This is a genomic window from Sphingomonas sp. CFBP 13733 (assembly GCF_014841795.1).
Lineage (GTDB): Bacteria > Pseudomonadota > Alphaproteobacteria > Sphingomonadales > Sphingomonadaceae > Sphingomonas > Sphingomonas aerolata.
On the sequence record NZ_JACYUP010000001.1, the window covers coordinates 214,422 to 237,599 of the forward strand.

A 23,178-nucleotide genomic window follows, 5' to 3' on the forward strand; every position below is an offset into this window, starting at 1 on the left:
CGTCACGGCGTATCTCCGAGGCTGCGTGTCAGCAGCGCGCGCGCATAAAGCTGGCGGCCGGCAAAGCCCTGCCGCGCGATCGACGTGATGCCGCCGCTGCCCTCGACCCGCCACGCGACCGCGATCGGGGCGGCGAGGCCGAGGCTGGCGGTCGGGCCATCGCCGCCGAACCGATCGACGGTCCAGCCTGCGAGCGCGGTCATCTGCACCGCGCCGACCGCGCCACTGGCGAGGCCCTGGAGGGTGTGGTTCTCGCGGGTGGCCAGCGGGATGACGGCAAGGCGGTCTGCGCCAAGCTGCATACGCTGAACATATTCCGCGTCGAAGCGGTAGGTCAGCCCGAGCGCCGGGTACTGACGGCGAATGAGATAATCCACCCCGGCGCTCGCGACGATGGTGTCGCTTGCAACGCTACCGGTTGCGAGGCCGTACCGGTAGGCGCCGATATCCCCTTGCGCGACCACGCCCGGCGTCAGGCGGTAGGTGACGCCGATCAGCGCGCGCGAGAGATATCCTCCCGCCAGCACCTGCGCCGGGGTCGAATAATCCGGCATGTGGCGGCTCAAGGTCGCGCGGAACTGCGCGTCGGGGGACCCTGCGGTCACCCTTGCGCCGCCCCCCGTCACCGCGTCGTCGAGCGCGGCAGAGGCAAAGAGCTGGATGCGGACCGCGCCATCGAATGCTGCGGCCAGCGAGGCGTCGACGACGGTGTCGCCGGATCGCACGGTTGGTGCGGCGGTGGCGACGCTGCTGACGAGATGGCGAACGCCGCCTCCCACGTCGAGCGTGTCGCCGACCGCTGCGTCGGTCCGCGCGGCGAACTCTGTCTGAGCGAGGTCGCTGCCGTCACGCGCGGTGACGCCGACGCTGGCGGTCCCCGCCGCGGCGGCGATCGTACGCCGTGCGGTCAGGTCGTCCGCCGCGAGCGCGCGGTACCCGCGGGCTGCGCCGCGGAAGTCGCCCTGGGCGAGACGCGTGTCGGCGAGCAGGCGGGCGGCGCGTCGGTCGGCCGGATAGCGATGTGCCAGGCTCGTCGCAGCGCGCAGAGCCGATCCCGGATAGCCGGCGGCCACGTCCGCCTCGATTGCAGCCAGTGCGGCGTCGGACGCGCTGTCGTCGGCGGTTTCGAGCAGCGAGCCGTCCGCGGGCGGTGAGAAGGCGAGCGCGACGACCGGGCCTGTCTGCCGCCAGCGCATCGTCCAACCCGCCGCGGGACGGAGAACCAGGCTGTCGTCGTTCCAGCGCAGATCGCCGATCGCGTCGCCCGCCGCCTCACGGAACGCGGCAAGCCGTGCGGGCGCGATCGGTCGATCGAACCGCGCGACCAGCTCGCCGTCACGATCCTCGATCCGGACGACGGCGTCGTCGGGCCAAGCGAGCCGGGACTCGGACGTGACGATCCGGCCATCCGCGAAAACGGTCCGGGGTACGACCAGCACCGGCGCATCCGCGAGGCAGAGAAACAGGCTGATCATTGCACCAGCACCGTCCGCGCCCGGCCCGGCTGGCCCTGCGTGATCAGCAGCCGGGCGTGCAGCGCGGCAAGCGATCGGTCCTGCGGCGTTTCGGATCGCAGCGTCTCGACCAATCTTACCGCCTCGTCCCGCCGACCGAGCTTCTCGAGCACTTCCGCGCGCGCCCTGCTGTCGGCAGGCGTCTGGGCGAGCGCGCGTTCGAGCCAGGGGCGTGCCCCACGCGCCCCACCGATCCGCGCCTGCACGTCGGCCATCAAGCGCAGCGCGGACAGATCGGTCGGGGCGGTCGCGATATGCGCGTCGAGCCACTGCCCCGCAGCCTTCGCATCGCCCGCGTTCAACGCCATCCAGGCGAGATCGAGCTGATCGCGCGGCGCAGCAATCCCGGCCGCGACACGGCGTTTCGAGATCGCCGCCGCCTGTGCCGGATCGATCCGCGCGGGCGCCGCAGCGGACACGGCGCGGACCTGATCGGGGGACAGCGTGCGGCCGTCGAGCAAGGTCGCCAGCACCGTCCGACCAGCGGCGTCATTGCCCGCCGCGCGCGCCAGCGCCAGCCGCATCAGCATCACGTCGGTCTCGTCCGCGAGCGGATGCCGGGACAGGAACACCAGCGCAGCGCCCGGTTGATCGCGTTCGGCATAGCAGGCCAGCCAGCCGCGCTGCCGGGTCGCGCTGCCTTGCAGGCTCTGCTGTTTCAGCCAGGCGAGATCGTCGGATCCGGGACGCGGACCCATCAGGTAGAGCAGGCGCTGCGCTGCCGGCGCTGCCGGTGCGAGCCCGGCCGCCGCACGCCGCAGCACCGCCGTCGCATCCCCGCGATACCCGGCCGCTACCAGCCGCTCCGCAATCGGCTCGAGCGGCGCACCGGATGCGGCCGCATGCGCCAGCAATTCGCTGCGCAGCCCGGCGCGGTCGCCGGCCTCGGTCAGGATCGCCTCGCGTGCCGCCTGACGCTGCTCGACCGGAAGATAGCCGGCTGCCCGCAAGCCTGCGGCGGTGTCCTTGGAACGCGCCGCCACCTGGATGGCGAGCCAGGGATCCGCGGCGCGCCAGTTCGCGGTCGTCGCGGTGTCGAGCAGCGCGATAAGGTCGCGCCGCCCGGCCGTGTTGGCACGCCGTGCGAGATCGAGCGCCAGCGCGGTATCGGGCGGCGGGATAACGTGGTTCGCCGCCGCCACGATCACCAAGTCGGGCCGATCGATCGCATAGGCCGCCGCGACGATATCCGCGGCGGGCAGGGCGCCTCGCTTCTTCACCGCCCGCGCGACCAGCGCGGCGGCGTTCGCATCGCGTCCGGTCCGGTGAAGCAGGTCGATGCGGAGCCGCCACGTCGCTGTGGTCCCACCATCGGGCCGGGCCGCAAGATAGTCGAGCGCGACCGCCGGTCGCTTGGCAGCGACCAGATCATAGGCGACCTGCAGCGTGGACACCGGCTGGCCCTCGGCGATCAGCCGCGTCGTGAGCGCGGAGAGGGTCGCTGCGTCCGCGGTCGCGATCTGCGCCGTGATCGACGGATGCGCAGGCGGCAGCACCGGCGATGCTGGCGCGGGAATCGAACTGCGCGCCGCCGAAAAAGGCACCGGCTGCGCGCGACGAACGGCGGGGAGGATCTCGCGCTCCTTCGGCAACAGCATCAGCCCGCCCGCGAGCAGACCGATTCCGGTCAGCGCGGGCAGCAGGAGCGCAAGCCGTGCGCGGTGGCGGTCGATCTTCACCCGGCCGGCTCCGGCATGAGGCGGTCGAGCGCCAGGGTCGCGACATAGGGGCTGAACCCCGCCGCGCGCTCTCGCGCATACAGCGCCGCGACCTGTTTCGTATCCGCCGGATCCCAGTAATCCAGCGTCATCAGCGACAGCGCCGGGTTCCGCGCCTGTGCGGTGCGCAGGTGACCCGCTTGCCAGGCCCAGTCCGAATCGCTCAGCAACTCATAGTGTTTGGCCGTGAAATTCCACCGCGACGCCACCGCCTCGCCGAGCAGATAGTCGATCTTCGGTGCCACGTCGGGCAGCAGCGCATAGCCGCGGTTGAGCATGATGCGGATTTTGGGGAAGCGCGCGCGCACGGCAGCGATCAGCGATACGCCTGCTGCTACCATGCCCTTGTTGGCCACCGGATCCTGCTGTTCCATCGCCTCGGCATTATCCATCGTATCGATGAAGATTCCGTCATAGCCGAGCGCGAGGATCGCGGGGACGAGCCGGTCGAGCACCGCTGCCCGCCACGCCGGATGACGCAGGTCGGCGAGCCGCGCATCGGGCCAGTTGGGGTTGGCGGCCTTGAGCGCGCCGGCCTTTTCCAGCCCGGCGAAATAGGGTCGGTTGCGTTCGACTTCCCCGAAGCTTACGTAACCGAGCAGCGTGCTGCCCGGGCCACGAAGCGGCGCGATCGGACGCGCGTGATGCGGCTCGAGGACCAGCAGCGCGCAGCCGCGTGCCAGCACGGGGTCGGTCGCAGCCCCGTAATCGACGCCCCAGCGCAACGCGGCGTTCGCGTTCGGTCCAGGCGCAGCGACCGACTGGTGGCGGCTGCCCAAGGCCCACCCGGCCGCGCCGAGCGCCAGCATTCTCTGGACGATCCAGCGGCGGCGCATATCCGTAAATCCCGTCACAACAGACGCCCTCCATGCCCCACGACGGAGGGATTGTTGCCGACGAACAGCAGATAGGTGAGGTTGACCGTGGCCTCGGCGACCAGCGCGAGGCCGACCGATGCACCGACCACGGCGCCGGCCATATAACCCCAGCCGAACGCGGCGAACCCCGTATCCCATTGGAGAAGCGTCGCGAGTCCGCTGCCGATGGCGAAAGCCGTCCAGGTCACGAGGATCCGCCCGAACAGGTCGTAATAGGCCAGCACGACCGTGGCCGCGATCACCACGAGGTGAAAGACGGTGCCGAGCGCGGTCTGGCGAAACGCGAAGACCGCGCGTGCGTCCGCGCCGATCAGCTCGAACAACGGCACCGCGAACACCCAGGCGAGCGCCGCGACGAGGGCCTGCACGAGCAGCATGATCCGCAGCCCGTCGAACATCGTCCGCGCCAGGTCACTGCGCGCCTCCTCGATACGCTGCAGCGTCGAGGTGCCGGTACACCGGACGATCATGTCGCCGAACGCGCGATCGAACCGCGTCTCGACAACGATCAGCAACAGCGTCAGGCCCGGCACCATCGTCAACAGCCCCAGAAAACTGCCCTGATCGTTGATCGGGTTCAGCCGGAGCAGCCCGATCGCGTGGATGCTCTGCGGCCCCGTCCACAGGAGCCATTTGTCGACCCAGATCGCCGCGACCCCCGCAATGCCCGCCGCGGCAACGATAAGTGCGAGGCGCGGCGCCATCGCGTCCCGCGTCGGCAGAACGGGCGTGGCGGAGAAATGTCGGCGGATCACCGCCATGATCGCGGCGAGCGTCAGGCCGACGCCCCCGGCAATGACTGCAAGCACGGCAGAGACGCCAGGCCTTGGCAGGAGCGCCAACAGCAGCGTCGCGACGCCGATGCCGAGCAGATAGGCGAGCGGGATCGCGCGGTACCGCCGCAATGCAGTGAGCAAGGGTGCCGCAATCCAGACCTGCGTCAGCCAGGCGAGGATCAGCGTCGCGAGCGCGGCCTCGCCAAGCGGAAGCCCGGCAAGGACTCCGAACACGACCACCCCGATCGCCAGCGCGATACCGCCGCCGGCCGCGAGCGCGACCAGCATGATGCCCGATACGCCGCCTGCGTCCCGCGCGAAGATCCGATCCGCGGCGATCCGCGTCGCGAGGATGCCGACCGGCGCCGCAGCGAGCGCGGACAGGCTGAACGCATAGACGAGGATCGTCTGGACGGTCCGCGCGCCGCGTGCGCCGAGATGCGTACCCAACCAGTGGGTGAGCAACGCCATCGCGACCGCGGTGATCAACCACGGTCCCGCGCTGATCACCGCGCCGAATGCAGCGGCGCCGACGATTCCGCCGACACCGCCCTCGCGCGCGGTTTTCGCTAACTGGAAGCCTATGCCCGCCATAACTTCGCCGGCCTATGGCGCAGCTTACATGAAGAAATCGTTCGCGGTCAGCACATGTTGACCGGCCAGCGCGATCGAGAAATCGGCGCCCGCACCGCTGTCGATATTGCCCTCGACCACGGTGAATTCCTTCCCGCCGATCATCTGGTAGCTGTAGCGCAACTGCCCCGGCGCGGTGAAGCGCGCGCTCGTGCCGATGAAGCTGAACGCCTGATCGCCGCGCGCGAACAGCGACGTGTTGGCGTCGATCATCGACAGGTCGATCTTGTCCTGCCCGACGGTGAAGTCGGTGATCACGTCGCGCGACGCCGATGCGAGGCTGTCGCCCTTGGCCTCGAACCGGAAGATGTCCGCGCCGGCACCGCCGGTCATCATGTCCAAGTCGTCGCCACCGATCAGGATGTCGTTGCCGTCGCCGCCGCTCAGGACATCCCTGCCATTGCCGCCGATCAGCGTGTCGTTGCCCGCGCCGCCGTTGAGCGTGTCGCTGCCGAGCCCGCCGGTGAGCCGGTCGTTGCCGCCGAGCCCGTTGAGCACGTCATTACCCCAGCTGCCGTCGAGCACATCCTGCTCGCTGGTGCCGTTGATCGTCTCAGAAAATATCGTCCCGGTCTTCGTGATGCCGACCACGTCCGTCACGCCGATCGTCAGCGTCTGCGTGTCGATCGCGCCGCGTGCGTCGGTCGCGACCACCGTCACGCCGTATATATTGTCGCGGTTGGCATCGGTGGGCGCCTCGAAATCGGGCGCGGTGACGAACTTGAGGACACCCGTCGTCGCGTCGATCGAGAAATTCGCGCCGTCGCCGCCCGCACCGATCGAATATTTGATCGAATCGCCCCAGACGATGTTGGCGTCGGTCGCGGTGATCGTCGTCAATGCCGTGCCGTTCTCGGCGATCGACAGCGATCCGGTCGTGCCGCCCGCGAACGACGTCAGCACCGGATCGACATTGGCCTGATGACCGATCTTCACATCGTGAACGCCGATCGCGCCGAGGTCGATGGTCAGGATCTCGCCGATCTGGCTCGCGATCGTCCCGCCGCTCACCGTCGTCCAGTCGGTACCGGGCGCCTTGAGGTCGACGGTGACCTTGCCCTCGCCCTCGACCGTGAACGCGAGGTCGCGGCCGTCGCCGCTCAGCGTCGTCAGCGTCGCGCGCATCGGCAGCGCGGTGATGTGGGTCACGTCGTCTGCAACCGCGCCCATCGTGATCGTGTAGGTCCCGCCCGCCTTGGGCAGGAACACGGTGTCCGCGTCATAGGCATACCAGTTGGCGACACCCTTGATCACCTGGCCGCTGCTCTGGCCGTCGACGTCGAGCGAGAAGCTTCCCGTCGTCGCGCCGACCGTGGCCGTGATCGTGTTGCCGACGACGGTCGAGGTGATCGTCGCATTCTGGAACGCGCTGACCCGGCCTGCCAGATCGGCAAGCGTCACGAACTCCACACCGGCAGCGGCGGCCTGCGCGATGAACGTGGTGAACATCTGCTTGGTGTACGGGCTGGTCGCGCCGTCGCTCGCCCACATGGTCGGGCCGTAATCATGCCACGGCCACACCACGACCGGCGCATCGCCACCGGCGGTCAGCGCGGCGAATTCCTTGGCCCAGATGGCGCTGGCTTCGGCAACGGTCTTCTTCTGGAATTCGATCAGCGAAAAGTCGAACGACGTGTTCGGCGCGATATACACCTTGTCGTCCGCGGCGTTCTGCGGGGTCATGTACCCGACCGCGTTGGGATAGCCCGCACCGACGCCCGAATAGCCGCCGCTGAGATAGGTCACGTATTTCAGGATTTCCTGGCTCGTCGCGATCTGCTCGGGTGCACCCGGCACCGCGGCACCGCCGACCGTCACGGTCTTGCCGAGATACGCGCTCAGCTGCTTTTCCAGCTCGGCACGCGACTGGCCGAACTCGAACGCGATCTGCGCATCGGTCAGCAGATTGGTGTTCTCGGGATGCGTGTAGCTGTGCGAGCCGACCTCGTTGCCGGCATCGAGCAACGCCTTGTAGACGGGCAGCGAGACCGCCCAGTCGGTTGTCTGACCGTTCGCGGCATCGTTGCCGACATTGACGTAATAGCTGCCGACGAAATTATAGTCGGTCTTCCATTCGGTGAGGATCGGCAGCAGCTTGTCGTAGATACCAGGCGCGGTCCCCGCCGGATTGACCTCGTCGCGCTCCTGGCTCTGGTCCATGTCGACGCGCGACGCGAACAGGCCGCTCTGCCGCGTCATCTGCAATCCGACCGACAGGCCGTTGCCATGGACCGAATAATCGATCGCCTTCTGGAGCAGATTGTCGTCGGCCATCACCGCTTCGCTTGAGAACAGCACGTTGCGCCCGCCGGTCTGCGTCGCGATCGCCGCCGCATAGGTCTGGCCGTTGACCGTCTCGGTCGCGATCGTCGTGCCGGTTCCGCTGACGCTGGTGAACGCGTTCCAGCCGATGCCGGTATATTGGCGGATGACCTGCCCGTCGGCATAGCCGTCGAGCACCAGCTGTGATGCATCGCTCGCCTTCACGGTCACGTCGGCCGGAAAGCCGCCGGTCACGCGCGTCGCGTCGAACAGCAACTTCATCCGCGAATAGGAGTCGCCGGCCAGCGCGGCATTGTCCGCGCCGTTGGTCATGAACTCACCCGCCGCGACCAGACCGATGCCGAATTGCGTGGTCGCCTGTTCCAGCGTCTGCGCAATCTGGTCGGCCTTGCCCGCCTCGACGTTGCGGAACGACGGGAAGACGATCGTGTCGTATCTCGCGAGCGTCGCCAGGTTGGTGAGATCGCCTTCGGTCAGGATGTCGAACGGCACGCCCGCCTGCATCGCCTGGCTCTGCGCCGCCATGAACAGCTGCGAATAAGCGGTCTTGCTGAAATAGGCGTTGGCGGTCGTATCGGACCAGACGATCGCGATGCGGTGGGAGGGATCGGCGACGACGCCGGTGTCGTTGAACACGGTGAACGCGGGGTTCGAATAGCTGCCGGGCAGGAATGCGGTGTCGTTGACGTCGTAGATCGTGTCGATCGCGTTCGGATTGCCGATCGCCGCCTTTGGGACCTTGAATTCGACGGTGGTGCGATCCGCCGACCACGCCGCCTGCAGGCCGCTGGCGATCAGCGTCTGCCCCGCCGCGCCGCTATACAGCGAGACCGTGCCGTCGGCGGCGAAATTGACGTTAAATTCGGCACCGCCTGCGAAACCGAACACCTGATAGCCGGTGGCGGCGTTGCGATCGGTGTTGAGCCACGCGGTGGTATTTGCGCCGATCGCCGTCGGCGCGGTCATCGCAAAGGCAAAATCCGCGCCGTCGCTGCGGGCAAAGATCGCGTAGCCCGCGCCAAGGCCACGGTCGATCCGGTCGCCGGCGGTCCAGTCGTTCAGAGTGCCATCAACGGTCACCGGAGTTGCGTTCGCCATTCTTTGTCCCCGCTTCGGTCTCGGGCTTCATGCGAGGGCCAAGCCGCTCGTCATCAAGCTCGAGCGTCAACTAGCGAAGACCGTCGGTCTTTCGAACAACTTAGATGAATGGTTAACGCCGAACTTGTATCACCATGGTACGCGATTACTGATGGTATGCCCGGGCGCCAGGGCGGAGTCGTCATGCGGGCGAAACCGGAAGACTGGAAAAGCGGCGCCAACGGGTACGAACATTGATTAAAAGCGCCTATCGGGTCAGGCTAATCCGGTTTGGCAGAGGTGAACTCAATTCGCTGCATGCGAATGACTGGCCACGCCTTGTTGGCCTTGTCCTTGGCCGGCGCGTATCGATAAGATTTTGTCATCGAGGAACAGGCGCCGGTATCAAATGGCGCAGAGCCGCTCGACGTTATAACCGAACAGCGTCGGATCGCGCCGTCTTCCCCGACCAGATAGGCCAGGGTGACAGCAACGGACCTCTGCCCCGCCGGCAGCTTCGCGACTTCCAGCACGATGTCTGCCGGCACCTTGGGTGTAGGGGTAGAAGCATCGAAGAAGAGCTCCATGTGCCACCGAACCCGCATTCGGTAGACACCGTACATGGGCGACCCGGTCTCGTCCGTAGCCGGCGCGTATTTACCCCGCAGCACCCCGGCTGCACACGCCTTCAGGTCCAGATCCTTGGATCCGCTGGTCGAGACAAGGCCGCACGTCTGAGGTTTTCCAGTCGGATCGATCAGGATCTCGACCACCGTGTAGCCGCTCTTGCCCGTACCGACTGCGCGCGAGACGTAATCGTCGGACGTGAGCATCTCACTCGCGTTACGGACGATCACGGGCGTCAGCGTGCCCTGCCCCCCCAGCACGAGCATCACCAGCCAGAACATTCGCCTCTCCCCGTTGCGGATAGTGCGTCTTGGTAGCTGGAACCCCAGGCTGGTGACGCTCGTCTCGCGGGTAGGGTCGCCCACCAGACCCGATGCCCGCAGATGAAATTCCTCCCGGCAGCGCACCCAACGGCAATCCTGTCCCCGGCAGCGTAAGTATGATCATCTGACGCTGCCGCGAGCCCGTGGCTCCGCCGGCCGAACCAACCGCATCCAAAGGGGTACCCGTCAGGCGCGGGCGGCATGGTGCGGCGTCCCGTGGCGGCGGAAGACATGGCTGAAAGCGACCCGAGACCGGCGGCTACAGACGCGCCGCTGTTGGCGTTTAGCCCCAACGGCGCGTCATGGGGCCGGATGACCGTGAGCCATCATGACGTCGAGCTTGCTCTTGGGCATATTGATCAAGAGCCCGTTCTTGTTTTTTGCAAAGGACGGAAAGTCCACCTCGACGCTCCCGATCGCACTCGACACCACTGCAAAGCCTTTACCGACGGTCTCGATCTTGCCGATGAGAAGTCCCTTTGCGTCATGGACTTCCAGCCCCTGAATGATGTCCTTCGGTCCCGCCGGGACCGGCCGCATCGTCAATCGATTGGCGTCGGTAACGCTGACTGCGAAATCCCGGAAATTTTGCTGACGGTTGAACTCCCCCGTACCGCTGTCGTTCGCCCCGACTCCCTGCGCCGAAGGAAATTGTTGTCCCTGGGCTCCGGTTGCCGATGCGAGAACAGATGCGATCATGCCAAGCAAAAGCCCCCGCATTTCATCCCCCCATTATCTTATGCCATCAACTTATCCTGATTTCATACCGCGGACAATACATCGAGTCGGTTTGGTAGTAATAAGAAGTAGGGCATTCAATACAAAAAAACTGGCAGATTATAACGGCAATCAACTATCGAAATAGGGTTGGGATGGCGAAGTATTTGAATTGGCAAATGAACCGGGAATTGCTGAGACGTCCTGGCAGCGGCCGACCTTTGGCTTAGCGCCGGTGGCGGGAGAAGAACGCCCACATTGCCTCATTGTTGACGACCGACCAGCTATGCGGCCCGCCGCGCGTCACACGCGCCGCGACGCTCGTGCCGTGCTGACAGCGGGCATAGCCCTGTTCGTAAACCGTCGCGCCGAGGTTGCGGGCATAGGGATCCGAGCAGCCGTTCAGCACGGCCCAGCGTTGCAGCGCGGCGGCCTGTGAATATTGCCAATAGGGCGCGCCGCCGCCGGTGATGGGGTTGGTGGTGTCGGCATCGCCGGCGAAGGCGAGAACGGGCAGCGGCGCTGTCGAGCTACACGTCGCAGGATCGGCTCGTGACAAATCGGACGTGAGGGGGCGTCCGGCACGCAATCCGACCACCGGCGCGATCGCGGCGAAACGTCGTGCGGCGACGCAGCCGAGCCAGGACGTCATCCGTCCACCACCCGACAAGCCGGTCGCGTACACCCGCGCGCCGTCGACGCAACCCGTTGCGACAAGCTGGTCGATCAGCCCCGACAGATACCGGACATCGTCGCGCGCGCCGCGTGCGGGCATGCTGCCCGTGACGGTCGGCACGCCGGGGATGTTCCAGACAAAGCCGCGATCCGCGGCGATACCGCCATCGGGCGCCGCGACGACGAAGCCGTGGCGATCCGCCGTCTCGGCGAGGTGGCTGTCGCGCAGCATCTCCGCGCCCGTGCCGGTGCTGCCGTGGAGCAGGATCACGAGCGGTACGGGCCCGGTCACGCCCGCCGCGGGAAGGTGAAGCATCGCGCGTTCAGGCAGGGCGTCGATGCTGCCAGGACGGCACTCGGCGCGCGCGACACCCGCAATGAAGCAGAGTGCAAAGGTAATAAGCAGACGAAAAACCACCATGTGTCCAATCTCCGACATCAGCCGTTCGCGCTGAAAAGTCCCTGTAAAAGCAAGGGACGCGTGTCCAACGCGCATCACCTCCTGCGTCGTCGGTGGAGCGAGGCCCTGGCGCTAGGATTGCGGCAGGTTGGCGAGGCGGCGCTCCACGCCGTTCCAGAACCGCTCGAGCCGATCGAGCGCGTGTCGCTTGATACGGTTGACCTCGTCGTCGGTCATGACCTGTACCCCGGTTGCGTGAAGGCTGCCGAAATCCTCCAGCATGCGATGCGCAGTCGCCTGACAGGCCCTGACCGGATCAGCGTCGCTGGCAAGCAGCAAGGCATACAGGTTTTCCAGCACGAAGCCCTGTGCGGCCAGTGCGCCGGCCACGGCTTCGGCAAATTCATCGTCCACTGGGTATCTCCGTCCGCCGTGCCGCGGTGTGTAGCGAAGCGCTTGGCGTTCGGAAACGGCGCAGATCGAGTGTGTTGCAGCGATGACGTCGTCGTCACGACCGCCGCGGCGGAATGTGGGAAGTGGAGAAGGGCAGGGGGCCTTCTTAGATCGGGCGTTCCGGTGACATCGCGCCGCTAATCATCACCCCCGCGGCTGACCAGCATCCGGCAGAGTGGCTCGACCGTGCGCACGACCCGTGACACCGGTTCTTCGCACCCCCGCGCTACCCAGTCGCGCGCCACCGCGAGCAGCCCGTGCATGGCGCCGGCACGGCAAAGCGGCTCGATCGAGCCGGGGACATGGGTCGGCACCAGCGTGCCGGCGATCAGGTCGGCGAAGCTGGCCATCGAGCGTTCGAACAGCTCGTCGACCTGCGGGTCGATGCCGGACAATTCCGACAGGAAGACGCGCGCGCTGGCCGGCTCGTCGCGCAGCAGGTCGTAATAGGCGGTCAGGAGCGCGATCAGCCGATCCTCCGGCGTCCCTCCCGCCGCATCGGCGGCCGCGGCGACCCGCTGCGTCACGAACTGCGTGACCTCGCCGAACGTCGCGAGAAGCAGCGCGTCGCTATTGGCGAAGGCTTCGTAGAAATAGCGCGGGGTCAGCCCGGCTGCGCGGCAGACCGCGGTCACCGTTGTGTGCCGATAGCCCTGCTCGCCATAGAGCGCGATCGCGGCGCGGATCAGCCGGCTGCGCCGCTCGCCCCGCCGCTCGCTCGCCGATGCACCGCCATAGCGCCGTCCGCCCTGGCTTGCCGCCCTCGATTTCAAGTGATAACTCCTGTTTCCAGATAACGGCGGTTGCTGTCGCATCCTTCTATCGGAGCACTCCGGCATGGCAATTGAGACTGCGTCCATCCCCTCCGGCTCGGGCACCGCGGAAGAGCTCGACATCGTGATCGTCGGTGCGGGTCTGTCGGGGATCGACGCGGGCTATCGTTTCCAGACCGAATGCCCGAGCACGAGCTACGCGATCCTCGAGGCGCGCGACGCGATCGGCGGCACCTGGGACCTGTTCCGCTATCCCGGCATCCGCTCGGACTCGGACATGTACACGCTGGGCTTCCCCTTCCGCCCCTGGCCGAGCGACCAGGCGATCGCCGGCGGCGACGCGATCCGCGACTATATCGCCGATACGGCGCGCGAATTCGGGATCGATGCGCATATCCGCTTCGGCCGCCGCGTCGTTCGCGCCGCCTGGTCGTCCGCCGATGCACGCTGGACGGTCGAGATCGAGCGGGACGGCGCCGCGTCGGAGCGGATCGTCTGCCGGTTCCTGTACATGGGCAGCGGCTATTATGATTATGACGCCGGCTTCACGCCGCCCTTCGAGGGTGTCGAGGACTTTGCAGGGCAGCTCGTTCATCCGCAGCACTGGCCCGCCGACCTCGACTGGACCGGCAAGCGCGTGGTGGTGATCGGCAGCGGTGCGACCGCCGTGACGCTGGTGCCGTCGCTCGCCGAAAAGGCCGCGCACGTCACGATGCTGCAGCGCTCGCCGACCTATATCGTCTCCCGCCCGTCGCAGGATGGCTTTGCGCGGTGGACGCACCGCGTGCTGCCCAAGACGCTCGCCGACAGCGCGACCAAATGGAAGAGCGTCGTACTCGGGATCGCCACCTACGCCTATGCGCGCAAACGTCCCGATCACATGAAGGCGCTGATCCTGAAGGGCGTCCGCGCGCAGTTGCCCGAGAATTACGAGGTCGAGCGCGATTTCGAACCGCGCTACGATCCGTGGGACCAGCGCATCTGCCTCGTCCCCGATGCCGACCTGTTCGAGGCGATGCGCGGCGGCAAGGCGGAGATCGTGACCGATCACGTCGCCCGCTTCACACCGACCGGCATCGCGCTGCGATCGGGCCGCGAACTGCGCGCCGACATCGTCGTCACCGCCACGGGCCTCGTCCTGCGCCTGCTGGGCGGCGTCGAGCTCGTCGTCGACGGGCAGGTCGTGAACCCCGCCGACCGGCTGATCTACAAGGGCATGATGGTGAGCGACGTGCCGAACCTGGCGCTCGCCTTCGGCTATACCAATGCATCCTGGACGCTGAAATGCGATCTGTCGGCCCGCTACGCCTGCCGCTTGCTGCGGCACATGGACGCGAACGGCTATGATATGTGCACGCCCACGCACGACGACCCCTCGGTGACACCCGAGCCGATGCTCGGCTTCACCTCGGGCTATGTCCAGCGCGCCAACGCCATCCTGCCACATCAGGGGTCCAAGGCGCCGTGGAAGGTGCACCAGAACTATGCGCTGGATCTCGCCGCGCTCAAATTTGGCAAGCTGGAGGACGGGACGATGCGGTTCGACAAAGCGCGCGGTGCCGCCACTCCGACGCCGGTCGCGTCGCCGCGCTCTGCCGTTTCGATCGGCGCGGTGACGGCCGCGGCGGCGATCGCAGCAGTCGGCGGTCTTGCGCTGTTCGCCAAGCTGAGCCAGCGGCGGACCGAGCGGATGATACCCGCCGACGGCGCCTTCATCGACGTCGACGGCCGCCGGATGCACTATCTCGACCGCGGCACCGGACCGACGATCGTGATGATCCATGGCCTTGCCGGGCAGATGCGCAACTTCAGCTATGCGCTGCTCGACCGGCTCGCGACCGACTACCGCGTGATCCTGATCGACCGGCCCGGCTCCGGCTATTCGGCGCCCGGCGAGACCGCGAATATCCGCGCGCAAGCCGCCCAGATCGCGCGTTTCGTAGCGGCGCTGGAGCTCGAGAAGCCGCTTGTCGTCGGCCATTCGCTTGGCGGCGCGGTGGCGCTCGCGCTGGCGATCGATCACCCGGAAGCGGTCGGTGGCTTGGCGCTGATTGCGCCGCTCACCCAGCCGCAGGACAGCGCGCCGAGCGCGTTCGCGGCGCTCGCGATCGTCTCCCCCGCCGCGCGCAAGGCGGTGGCCTGGACGCTCGCCACCCCCGCCGCCATCCTGGCGGGTGAAAAGGGCGCGGTGGCGGCGTTCGCGCCCGAGCCCGTACCCGCCGATTTCGCGACACGCGGCGGCGGCGCGCTGGTGTCGCGGCCGGCAAATTTCGAGGTGGCCTCGGCCGATCTCGTCGCCGCCAATGACGACCTGCCGGACATGGTCGCGCGCTATCACGGCCTCTGGCTCCCGGTCGCGATCCTCTATGGCCGCGACGACCAGATTCTCGATCCCGAGGTACATGGCGCCCGCTTCGCCGACATGGTGCCGCACGCCGCGCTGACGCTGATCGATGGCGGCCACATGATCCCGGTGACGCGGCCCGACGAGACCGCGGCGTGGATCAGGACTCAGGCCGATCGTCTCGGCTGATCGACCCAGCCTGGGGCGCGCCGCGATCTCAGAACAGACCGTCGCAGTCGTCCGCGTCCTCTGACATCGCAGCGACCTCGGCTTCGGGCTGCTCTTGGGATGGCGAAAAGCGGGCATGCACCTGGCGTTCGCGCGCCATCGTGTAGAGTGCGTTGATCGCGTGAAAAAGCTGCTCGCCGGTGGTCGAGATACTCTGGCTCGCTTCGACCAGCGGCATTGCCAGTGCATCCAGTTTCGCGTTGATGCGCGCCAGCGGCTCGGCGAAGGCGGTTTCACAGTCCAGCGTGCTGGTCATCGCCGCGACGATGTCGTGGATCGCACCCGCATCACGGTCGAGGCCGGACATGCCCTGACGCGTGAGCAACGCCCCCGCGCGAATGACCGCGAGCGCTTCGGGCAGTGACCCTGCCGTCGCTTCGTCGCCATCGGGGGGCGAGCCGATCGCGTCGGCGGCGTCGCTCAGCTGTTCGAAGGCGCTGGCGATCGACGCCGAGACAGCCTCCAGGGTGTTGACGGCACAGCGGATCTCGGTCGCGATACGCGCCAGCCCGTCGCCCTCGCGACCCATGCGGAACGAGCGCAGATCGGAATTCCACGCCATGATCCGCACGCCGCTCGTGACCCGGTGGATCGTCGTCAGCCGGTCGCCCAGGCGTCTGACGGTGGCGGAGGCTTCGGATCCCAATTGCGTCGACCGCATGTCAGCGTCGCGCAACTGCGCGGTGACCGCATCGACATCGGCGACGCTCTGCTCGAGCAGTTGCAGGAACGCGCCATCACTCGTCCGCTCGACGCCGCTCGATTCATGCGGTGCCACCATCGTCGCGACCTGCGTTGCGATCGCGCGGAAATTGCCGCCCAACAGACGCGATTCCTTCTGGAGATCCGCGGCCGCGTCGGCGACCTGTGCCGCGAGCATCGCCATCACCTGGCCTTCGAGCGCGCTGGCGGCAGCCGGATCGCCCGCGCGATTGAGCTCGTCGACCGCCGTGCCGAGCAGGCTGCAGGCCTGCGCGACATGTTCGAGCCGCTGCCGGGTGATGTCGCCGATCTGCAATGCGCCGTGCGCCGCGGACAGCTTGCTGCGAATGTCCCGGGCAATCGTCGCGATCGTCTCGGCACGCCGCGCGGCCTCGATCTGGTTCTGCTGGAGTCCGATCGCGTCCGCGGCGAGTTTGTCGGGAACATGCGGGCACAGGCGCGCGCATTCGGACGCCAGCACGCGATTCACCTCGACGACGCAGGGAACCGTCGATGCGAGCTGCCCGACCTCCTTGCTGATCTCGTGGATCTCGCGTTCGCTGACGTCCAGTTCGGCGACCATCGCGTCGGCGAACTCGGCAAAACCGTGCGCACCGGCGGCCGCGACTTTCAGATACTGCCCGCAGATCTTCAGCAGATCGAGCGTCCGGTCGACCCGCCCGATTTCCGTCTGCACCGTTCCGCTCGCCTGCTGAAGGATGTCGAGCGAATGCTGCCGCGTCTTCTGTCGCGCGGGCAGGCTGGCGAGCTGGTCGGCATTGGCCTGCATCGTCGCGACCGCGCGGTCGGCGGCATCCCGGTCGAGCGCATTGGTGACGCTTTCGAGGCTGCCGATCAGGTTTCCGACCGTGTCATAGGCGCGTTCCAGCGAACGCCCGGCATCGACGAAGCGCTGGTCGAGCCCGCTCGCCACGCTCTCGAGCTCGGTTGCCAGCACGCTCCAGGCCGGCATTTCGTCGCCGTCCCGATCGGACTCGACAGCCCTGTGTTCGACCCATGTCATCGTCCTAGCCCCTATTGTGCCGTTGCGTGCAAGACGTCGCGGGCGATGTGATGCAACGGGACGACCCGATCGACGCCGCCCAGCGCGATCGCTTCCTTGGGCATGCCGAAGACGATCGACGTCGCCTCGTCCTGCGCGAAGGTGCGGGCGCCCGCCTGTTTCATCTCGAGCATCCCGCGCGCGCCATCGTCGCCCATGCCCGTCATGATGACGCCGATCGCGTTCGTCCCCGCAGCGGTCGCCGCCGAGCGGAACAGGACGTCGACCGATGGCCGGTGACGCGAGACCAGCGGCCCGTCGCGGACCGCGACGAAATAGCGGGTCCCGCGCCGCTCGATCATCATGTGCTTGCCGCCGGGCGCGATCAGGACGGTGCCCGGGAGGACGGGATCGCCGTCCTCGGCTTCCTTGACGGTCACGACGCACAGCGTGTTCAGCCGATTGGCAAAAGCGCGCGTGAAGTTTTCCGGCATGTGCTGAACCACGACGACACCGGGCGTGGTCGCGGGCAGCGCCGTGAGGACTTCGCGTAGGGCCTCGGTTCCCCCGGTCGATGCGCCGAGGCATACCACGCGCTCGGTCGCGCGGTTCATCACGCGACCGCTCGGGGGCGGCAGGACGGCGTCCGCGGTGAGCTTCTGCTCGAGCCGGCCCGGCCGGCTGCCATTGGACGACCGGAGCGAGACCCGCACGCGCGCCGCCGCCTTGATCACGTCGCGGATCTGGAGATTGTGATCGGCGAGATGCTCGGCGAGACCGGCACGGGGCTTCACGATGACGTCGACCGCGCCCGCCTCCAATGCCTGCAGCATCGCGTCGGAGCCCTTTTCCGTGACCGACGAGCACATCACCACGGGAAGCGGGCATTGTGCCATCAGCTTCTTCAGGAAGGTGATCCCGTCCATGCGCGGCATCTCGACATCGAGCATCATCACGTCGGGCACTTCGTCCTGGATGCGACGGGCCGCACTGAACGGGTCGGCGGCGGTGCCCATGACGGTGATCTCTGGGTCCTCCTCGAGAATCGCCGCGAGGGCATGCCGCGCGACCGCGGAATCGTCGACGATGAGCACACGGATTTTTCCGGAGACGGCCATGGATCAGCTCCGCTGGAAAACGGTGTGGGCGACGGGCACGAGCGGGAGTTCGTGCCCCGTGATCGATTCCGAATGACCGAGGAACAGGTAGCCACCCGGCGCGAGCCTGCTGACGAGCTTCGAGACGACCTCATGCTGGGTCGGCTTGTCGAAATAGATGAGGACGTTGCGGCAGAAGATCAGGTGCATCGGCTCGCCGACCGGATAGACCTCGTCCATCAGGTTGAGCCGGGCGAACGCGATCGCCCGGCGCAACTCGGGTATCACGCGGACTTCGCGACGCGCCGGATCACGCGATTCCATCAGATATTTGCGCCGCAGCGCCGCCGGAACGGGCTCTGCGAGATCGGCGGGATAGATGCCGCGCCGGGCGATCTCGAGCACCTCGGTGTCCAGATCGGTCGCCAATACGCTGTAAGCGATGCCGCGGCGCGTGGCGGCAAACTGGTCGAGCAGCATCGCGATCGTGTAGGGCTCGGGCCCGGTCGAGCAGGCGACGCTCCAGGCACGGATCGTCCGCAGATAGGTCGCTTCCAGGCCGGGGAGGGCGACGTCGCGCAGAAAGTCGAAATGGACCGGTTCGCGGAAGAAGTCCGTCTTGTTGGTCGTCACCGCATTGATCAGGTGGATGCCTTCCTGATCGAGATTATTGTCCGTCAGGACATGGCGACAATAAGCCTCGAGCGTATCGAACCCCAGCGCGCGTTGCCGGCGCCGCAACCGCCCTTCGAGCATCGTCCGCTTGCTCGCCGGCATCCGGATCCCGGCATAGTCGAAGATATAGTCGGCGAGCTGCGCGAACTCGCGCGGGCCGATCTGGTCCGAGGCGCTCGGCGTAGCTTTGACGATCGGGGAGATGAAGGACACGGGAGCCAGCTCCAGAAATGACGAGGGACCGTTCGAGGCGGCACCATGAGGATTGGGTGTCAGGGGTCGCGACGCGACCCCGTCATGCGGCGCTGGCGTGCAGGGCGTTGACCTCGGCGCTGGAGAAGATCTGCGCGACATCGACCAGCACGACGAACCCCTCGGTCCGCTTGACCACCCCCGCAATATAGCGCGACGGCCAGCGGACGCCGATATCGGGCGCCGCGCCGATCTGGCCGCGGTCGAAGGTGCTGACCTCCAGCACCCGGTCGACGACGAGGCCGAGGACCAGGTTGCGCCCATCGACGGGGACATCGATCACCAGGATCCGCGTGCTCGGCGTCGGCGCGACCGGCGGCAGGCCGAGGCGACGCCGCAGATCAATCGTCGTCACGCCCTCGCCGCGCAGATCGGTCAGCCCCAGCAGATAATCGGGGCCGTTCGGGATGTGAAAGGTCTCGGTCCAGTCAAGGATCTCGCGGACCAGCGTGACGGGCACCGCGAAGGTTTCGGCACCCAGCCCGAAGGTCACGGCCTGCAGCTCTCCGGCGACGCTCATGCCGCGCACCCAGCACAGGCTGCGGAGCGGGGGCGTGCCGCACCACCCGGCCGGGACCGATCAGTGGCTATCGCCGAGCATCGTTCGATTGACCCGTACATAACGGTCCTTCCAGCGTCAGAGGAGTGCCGGCGCGAGCACGGCGGGGGTGGCGCGGCCACCGAGCAACGGGTCGAAGATCCGCGCGATGTTGGCGAGGACGATGACGCCCTGCCGCGTACGCACCAGCTCGCGGATGAAATCGCGACGCCAGCGCAGGCCGACCGTGGGCGGGGTCTCGCTGGCGTCGCGGTGCAAGGTCGCGACCTCGTGCACCTTGTCGGTGCGGATGCCGATCTGGGTCGGGACACCGTCGACGTCGAGCTCGACCACCACGATCCGGCTGTCCATCGTCGATTCCGCCGAGGGGAGGCCGAATGCCAGGCGCAGGTCGGCGATCGGGATGATCTTGCCGCGAAAGTTCGCGACGCTCGCGACCAGCCGGTCCGCACCCGGCACGACCGTTTCGGGCAGCAGGTCGAGGATTTCCCGGACGAGGACCGCCTCGACCGCGAACTTCTCGGCTTGCAGATCGAACGTCAGCACCTCGAGCCGGCCGTCTTCGTCCCACTGGGTTTCCGTCGTGTCTTCCATGGTCATGCAACGGCGCGAAGCCGCTCCTCCTGATGCTGGCCCAGCGCGACGAGCTGGACGACGTCGAGGATCAGCGCGACGCCGCCATCGCCGAGGATCGTCGCGCCGGCGAAGGTCGGGACGTTGCAGTGCACCGCCGACATCGGCTTGATCACGGTCTGGTGGCTGCCGATAATCTGGTCGACCACCAGCCCGACCCGCTCGGTGCCGGTCGCGATGATGACGATCTTCTGGTGGACGCTGGGCTTCGTCCCCGTCGCGAACATCTCGCGCAGCCGGACGAACGGCACGAGCCGGTCGCGTAGCGTGATGAAGCTCCGCCCACGCGAACGCAGATCCTCCTCGAGGCTGAGTTCGATGCATTCCTCGACCACGGCGAGCGGAATGACGTAGCGACCGTCGCCGACCCGGATCAGCAGCCCGTCGATGATCGCGAGGGTCAGCGGGATGCGCAGTGACATCGCCGACCCCTGGCCCGATACGCTCGCGACCTCGATCGTGCCGCGCAGGCTCTCGATCGTGCGCTTGACCACGTCCATCCCGACGCCCCGGCCAGACAGGCTGGTGATCTGTGGCGCGGTCGAGAAGCCGGGATGGAAGATCATCTGGAGCAACTCCTGGTCGCTCACGACCTGTCCTGGCTGGAGCAGCCCGTGTGCCTCGGCCTTGGCGCGCACGCGCTCGCGGTCGATCCCGTGGCCGTCGTCGCGGATCGTGATGACGACCTCGCCGCCCTCCTGACGCGCGGATAGCCGGACCTGCCCGACTTCGGGCTTTCCTGCGGCAAGGCGGCGCTCGGGTGGTTCGATACCGTGATCGCAGGCGTTGCGGATCAGGTGGATCAGCGGATCGGCGAGCCGTTCGATCACCGTCTTGTCGACCTCGGTGGTCTCGCCGTCGGTCGACAGTTCGATCGTCTTGCCGGTATCGCGCGCGATGTCGTGGACGAGGCGGCGGAAGCGGCCGAACAGCGTGGCGACGGGCACCATGCGGAGCACCATCACCGTGTCGCGCAATTCGCTCGCCAGCCGCTCGATCTCTTCGGATATGGAGCGAAGCGCGACGTCCGTCGCGTTGCTGCCGCTGCTATGCGCGAGCTGCGACAGCCGGCTCTGGACGATGACGAGTTCGCCCACCCGGTCCATCAGCAGGTCGAGGCGTTCGGCGGGTACCCGGACGCTTTCGCCGGTCTTGGGCGCGCCTCGGCCGTTCTGGGTGGTGGCCGGGTCGCGATCCTGCACCGGTGGCATCGTGTCGACCCGTGCGGGCGGGAGCGCAGACGGCGTCGTCCCCGCGCCAGGCGGCGGCGCGGCATCCTCCACGTCGTCGCACGACGTGTCGCCGATCGCCTCGATCTGAAGGTCCAGGTCGTCGAGCACGAAGATGAAGACGTCCTCGAGGTCATCCCGCGACACCGCGCCGCGCACTTCGATATCCCAGCCGATATGGCATTCGGTCGGCACCAGCTCGGCAAGCGGCGGCACCTGGTCGGTCCGCGCGACGATCCGGCAGTCGCCGAGCGTGCGCAATTCATCGAGCAGCGCGAGCGGGTTGATGCCATTCTGCATCGCTTCGGGGGGCAGGCGGAGCGACAGCCGCCACCCCTGCAAAACGGGCGGCGCCTCCGGCGTCGGCGCGGGTGCGCCGTCCAGCGCCGCCTGCAGCTTTGCCAGGATCGCGTCACCCTCCGCCTTGCGGTCAGTCGCGTCGCCCTCGATCAGCGCGCGCATGTGATCCTGCGCGGACAGAATGACCGCGATCAGCTGCGGCGTGGCGGGGGTCAGGTTCTTGCGGACGCGGTCGAAGGCGGTCTCGCAGTGATGCGTGAAGCTGGCCAGCGCGTCAAAGCCGAACATCGCGCCCGAGCCCTTGAGCGTGTGCAGTCCGCGGAACACTGCGTCGATCAGCTCGTGATCGTCCAGCCGGTGACCGAGATCGAGCAGGCCCTGCTCGACCTGTTCGAGGACTTCGCCCGCCTCGACGCGGAATGCGGCGACGGGGTCGTTCTGGCTCACCGTCCGAGGACCTTGCGCACGACCCGGATCAGCTGTTCGGGGACGAACGGCTTGACCAGCCAGCCGGTCGCGCCGGCGGCCTTGGCCTGCTGCTTCATCGCATCCTCGGATTCGGTGGTGAGGAACAGGATCGGGGTACCGCATTGCGCGGGGTTCTTGCGCAGCGCGCGGATCATCGACAGCCCGTCCATGTTGGGCATGTTCAGATCGGTGATGATCATGTCGAAGCGGCTGCCACTGGCCTTGCTCAGGCCCTGCGCGCCGTCGGCGGCCTCGCTGACGGTGTAGCCAGCCCCGGTCAGCGCCATGCGGATGGCGACGCGTATGCTGGTGGAATCATCGACGATAAGGATGGATGCGCTCATCGCGGCAAATCTCCGTGAAACCAGAAATTCTGATCGGCTGATGGGATATCGGTGAGGAAGCCCGCACGCTCGAGCAGCGCCGCCAGCGCGTCGTGCACCGGCATTGCAAGGCGCAGGGACTTGCCGTCGCGTTCGGCCTGACGGCGCGCCGCGCAGACGAGCTGCAACAGGCTGACATCGGCTTCGGCAACGGCGGAGAGATCGAGTTCGATCGCGTCATGCTGCTCGAGCTGTGACGCGAGGTCCGCAGCGAACGGCACCACCGAGCTGGTCGTGACGGTGGCCGGTACAAGGATGATTTGCGCCATGCGTTCCCCCATTCTCTCCAGCCGGCAGCGTCGCGCGGCCGGGTTCGCTGGTTCATTATAGACGGCGGTCAAGAGGTCCGTTCCGGACCCATCGCTTATTTTCGATCAGGTCGTCATTAACGCCGCAAGGCGATCGCGCCCGACGGCACGATCGCCTCACCACAGCGTCAGCGGGTCAGCAGACCGCCT

The 23,178-nt window shown here is 67.2% G+C and carries 19 protein-coding genes; 1 reads left to right on the forward strand and 18 read right to left on the reverse strand.

Going from position 1 to position 23,178, the window contains the following annotated elements:
• Positions 1-2: 2 nt before the first annotated feature.
• The 10 genes from IFT71_RS00805 to IFT71_RS00850 all read right to left on the reverse strand — a co-directional run bounded on the left by IFT71_RS00805 (position 3) and on the right by IFT71_RS00850 (position 12,847).
• Positions 3-1,475 carry a hypothetical protein gene (locus tag IFT71_RS00805; RefSeq protein ID WP_192138808.1) on the reverse strand — a complete coding sequence of 491 codons (1,473 nt, stop codon included), beginning with the start codon at positions 1,473-1,475 and terminating at the stop codon, positions 3-5.
• The gene (locus IFT71_RS21810; protein WP_192138809.1) at positions 1,472-3,193 is read right to left on the reverse strand and encodes a tetratricopeptide repeat protein; all 1,722 of its coding nucleotides are present in this window, start codon (positions 3,191-3,193) and stop codon (positions 1,472-1,474) included. Before IFT71_RS21810 ends, IFT71_RS00805 begins: the two co-directional genes overlap by 4 nt.
• Positions 3,190-4,068 carry an endo alpha-1,4 polygalactosaminidase gene (locus IFT71_RS00815; RefSeq protein ID WP_244654683.1) on the reverse strand — a complete coding sequence of 293 codons (879 nt, stop codon included), beginning with the start codon at positions 4,066-4,068 and terminating at the stop codon, positions 3,190-3,192. The genes IFT71_RS21810 and IFT71_RS00815 overlap by 4 nt, the downstream gene beginning before the upstream one ends.
• Positions 4,069-4,082: 14 nt before the next feature.
• The gene (pelG, locus tag IFT71_RS00820; RefSeq protein WP_192138810.1) at positions 4,083-5,480 is read right to left on the reverse strand and encodes an exopolysaccharide Pel transporter PelG; all 1,398 of its coding nucleotides are present in this window, start codon (positions 5,478-5,480) and stop codon (positions 4,083-4,085) included.
• A 24-nt stretch (positions 5,481-5,504) separates the two neighbouring features.
• Positions 5,505-8,900 carry a M10 family metallopeptidase C-terminal domain-containing protein gene (locus tag IFT71_RS00825; RefSeq protein WP_192138811.1) on the reverse strand — a complete coding sequence of 1,132 codons (3,396 nt, stop codon included), beginning with the start codon at positions 8,898-8,900 and terminating at the stop codon, positions 5,505-5,507.
• Positions 8,901-9,160: 260 nt separating this feature from the next.
• Complete coding sequence (locus IFT71_RS00830) at positions 9,161-9,787, reverse strand: energy transducer TonB (protein ID WP_192138812.1); 627 nt, start codon at positions 9,785-9,787, stop codon at positions 9,161-9,163.
• A 342-nt stretch (positions 9,788-10,129) separates the two neighbouring features.
• The gene (locus IFT71_RS00835; protein ID WP_192138813.1) at positions 10,130-10,528 is read right to left on the reverse strand and encodes a hypothetical protein; all 399 of its coding nucleotides are present in this window, start codon (positions 10,526-10,528) and stop codon (positions 10,130-10,132) included.
• 244 nt (positions 10,529-10,772) lie between these two features.
• Complete coding sequence (locus tag IFT71_RS00840; protein WP_192138814.1) at positions 10,773-11,642, reverse strand: alpha/beta hydrolase family esterase; 870 nt, start codon at positions 11,640-11,642, stop codon at positions 10,773-10,775.
• A 111-nt stretch (positions 11,643-11,753) separates the two neighbouring features.
• On the reverse strand, positions 11,754-12,035 hold the full coding sequence (locus IFT71_RS00845) for a hypothetical protein (protein ID WP_159511840.1): 282 nt from the start codon (positions 12,033-12,035) through the stop codon (positions 11,754-11,756).
• Between the two features lie 176 nt (positions 12,036-12,211).
• Positions 12,212-12,847: a TetR/AcrR family transcriptional regulator gene (locus IFT71_RS00850; RefSeq protein ID WP_192138815.1), complete on the reverse strand. Its 636-nt coding sequence runs from the start codon at positions 12,845-12,847 to the stop codon at positions 12,212-12,214.
• Between the two features lie 64 nt (positions 12,848-12,911).
• On the opposite strand from IFT71_RS00850, the gene IFT71_RS21815 reads away from it, so the two are divergent.
• The gene (locus IFT71_RS21815) at positions 12,912-15,380 is read left to right on the forward strand and encodes an alpha/beta fold hydrolase (RefSeq protein ID WP_192138816.1); all 2,469 of its coding nucleotides are present in this window, start codon (positions 12,912-12,914) and stop codon (positions 15,378-15,380) included.
• A gap of 28 nt (positions 15,381-15,408) precedes the next feature.
• On the opposite strand, the gene IFT71_RS00860 is transcribed toward IFT71_RS21815, so the two are convergent.
• The 8 genes from IFT71_RS00860 to IFT71_RS00895 all read right to left on the reverse strand — a co-directional run bounded on the left by IFT71_RS00860 (position 15,409) and on the right by IFT71_RS00895 (position 23,061).
• Positions 15,409-17,145, reverse strand: coding sequence for a hypothetical protein (locus IFT71_RS00860; RefSeq protein WP_192138817.1), 1,737 nt, complete (start codon positions 17,143-17,145; stop codon positions 15,409-15,411).
• A gap of 11 nt (positions 17,146-17,156) precedes the next feature.
• Positions 17,157-18,242, reverse strand: coding sequence for a protein-glutamate methylesterase/protein-glutamine glutaminase (locus tag IFT71_RS00865; protein ID WP_192138818.1), 1,086 nt, complete (start codon positions 18,240-18,242; stop codon positions 17,157-17,159).
• A 3-nt stretch (positions 18,243-18,245) separates the two neighbouring features.
• Positions 18,246-19,100 (reverse strand): CheR family methyltransferase, encoded by an 855-nt coding sequence (locus IFT71_RS00870; RefSeq protein ID WP_446740744.1) that lies wholly within the window; start codon positions 19,098-19,100, stop codon positions 18,246-18,248.
• Positions 19,101-19,191: 91 nt separating this feature from the next.
• Complete coding sequence (locus tag IFT71_RS00875) at positions 19,192-19,668, reverse strand: chemotaxis protein CheW (protein ID WP_192138820.1); 477 nt, start codon at positions 19,666-19,668, stop codon at positions 19,192-19,194.
• Positions 19,669-19,785: 117 nt separating this feature from the next.
• Complete coding sequence (locus IFT71_RS00880) at positions 19,786-20,301, reverse strand: chemotaxis protein CheW (RefSeq protein WP_192139229.1); 516 nt, start codon at positions 20,299-20,301, stop codon at positions 19,786-19,788.
• A 2-nt stretch (positions 20,302-20,303) separates the two neighbouring features.
• Complete coding sequence (locus tag IFT71_RS00885) at positions 20,304-22,316, reverse strand: chemotaxis protein CheW (RefSeq protein WP_192138821.1); 2,013 nt, start codon at positions 22,314-22,316, stop codon at positions 20,304-20,306.
• On the reverse strand, positions 22,313-22,681 hold the full coding sequence (locus IFT71_RS00890) for a response regulator (protein ID WP_031439694.1): 369 nt from the start codon (positions 22,679-22,681) through the stop codon (positions 22,313-22,315). Before IFT71_RS00890 ends, IFT71_RS00885 begins: the two co-directional genes overlap by 4 nt.
• Complete coding sequence (locus tag IFT71_RS00895) at positions 22,678-23,061, reverse strand: STAS domain-containing protein (protein WP_192138822.1); 384 nt, start codon at positions 23,059-23,061, stop codon at positions 22,678-22,680. Before IFT71_RS00895 ends, IFT71_RS00890 begins: the two co-directional genes overlap by 4 nt.
• Positions 23,062-23,178 lie beyond the last annotated feature (117 nt).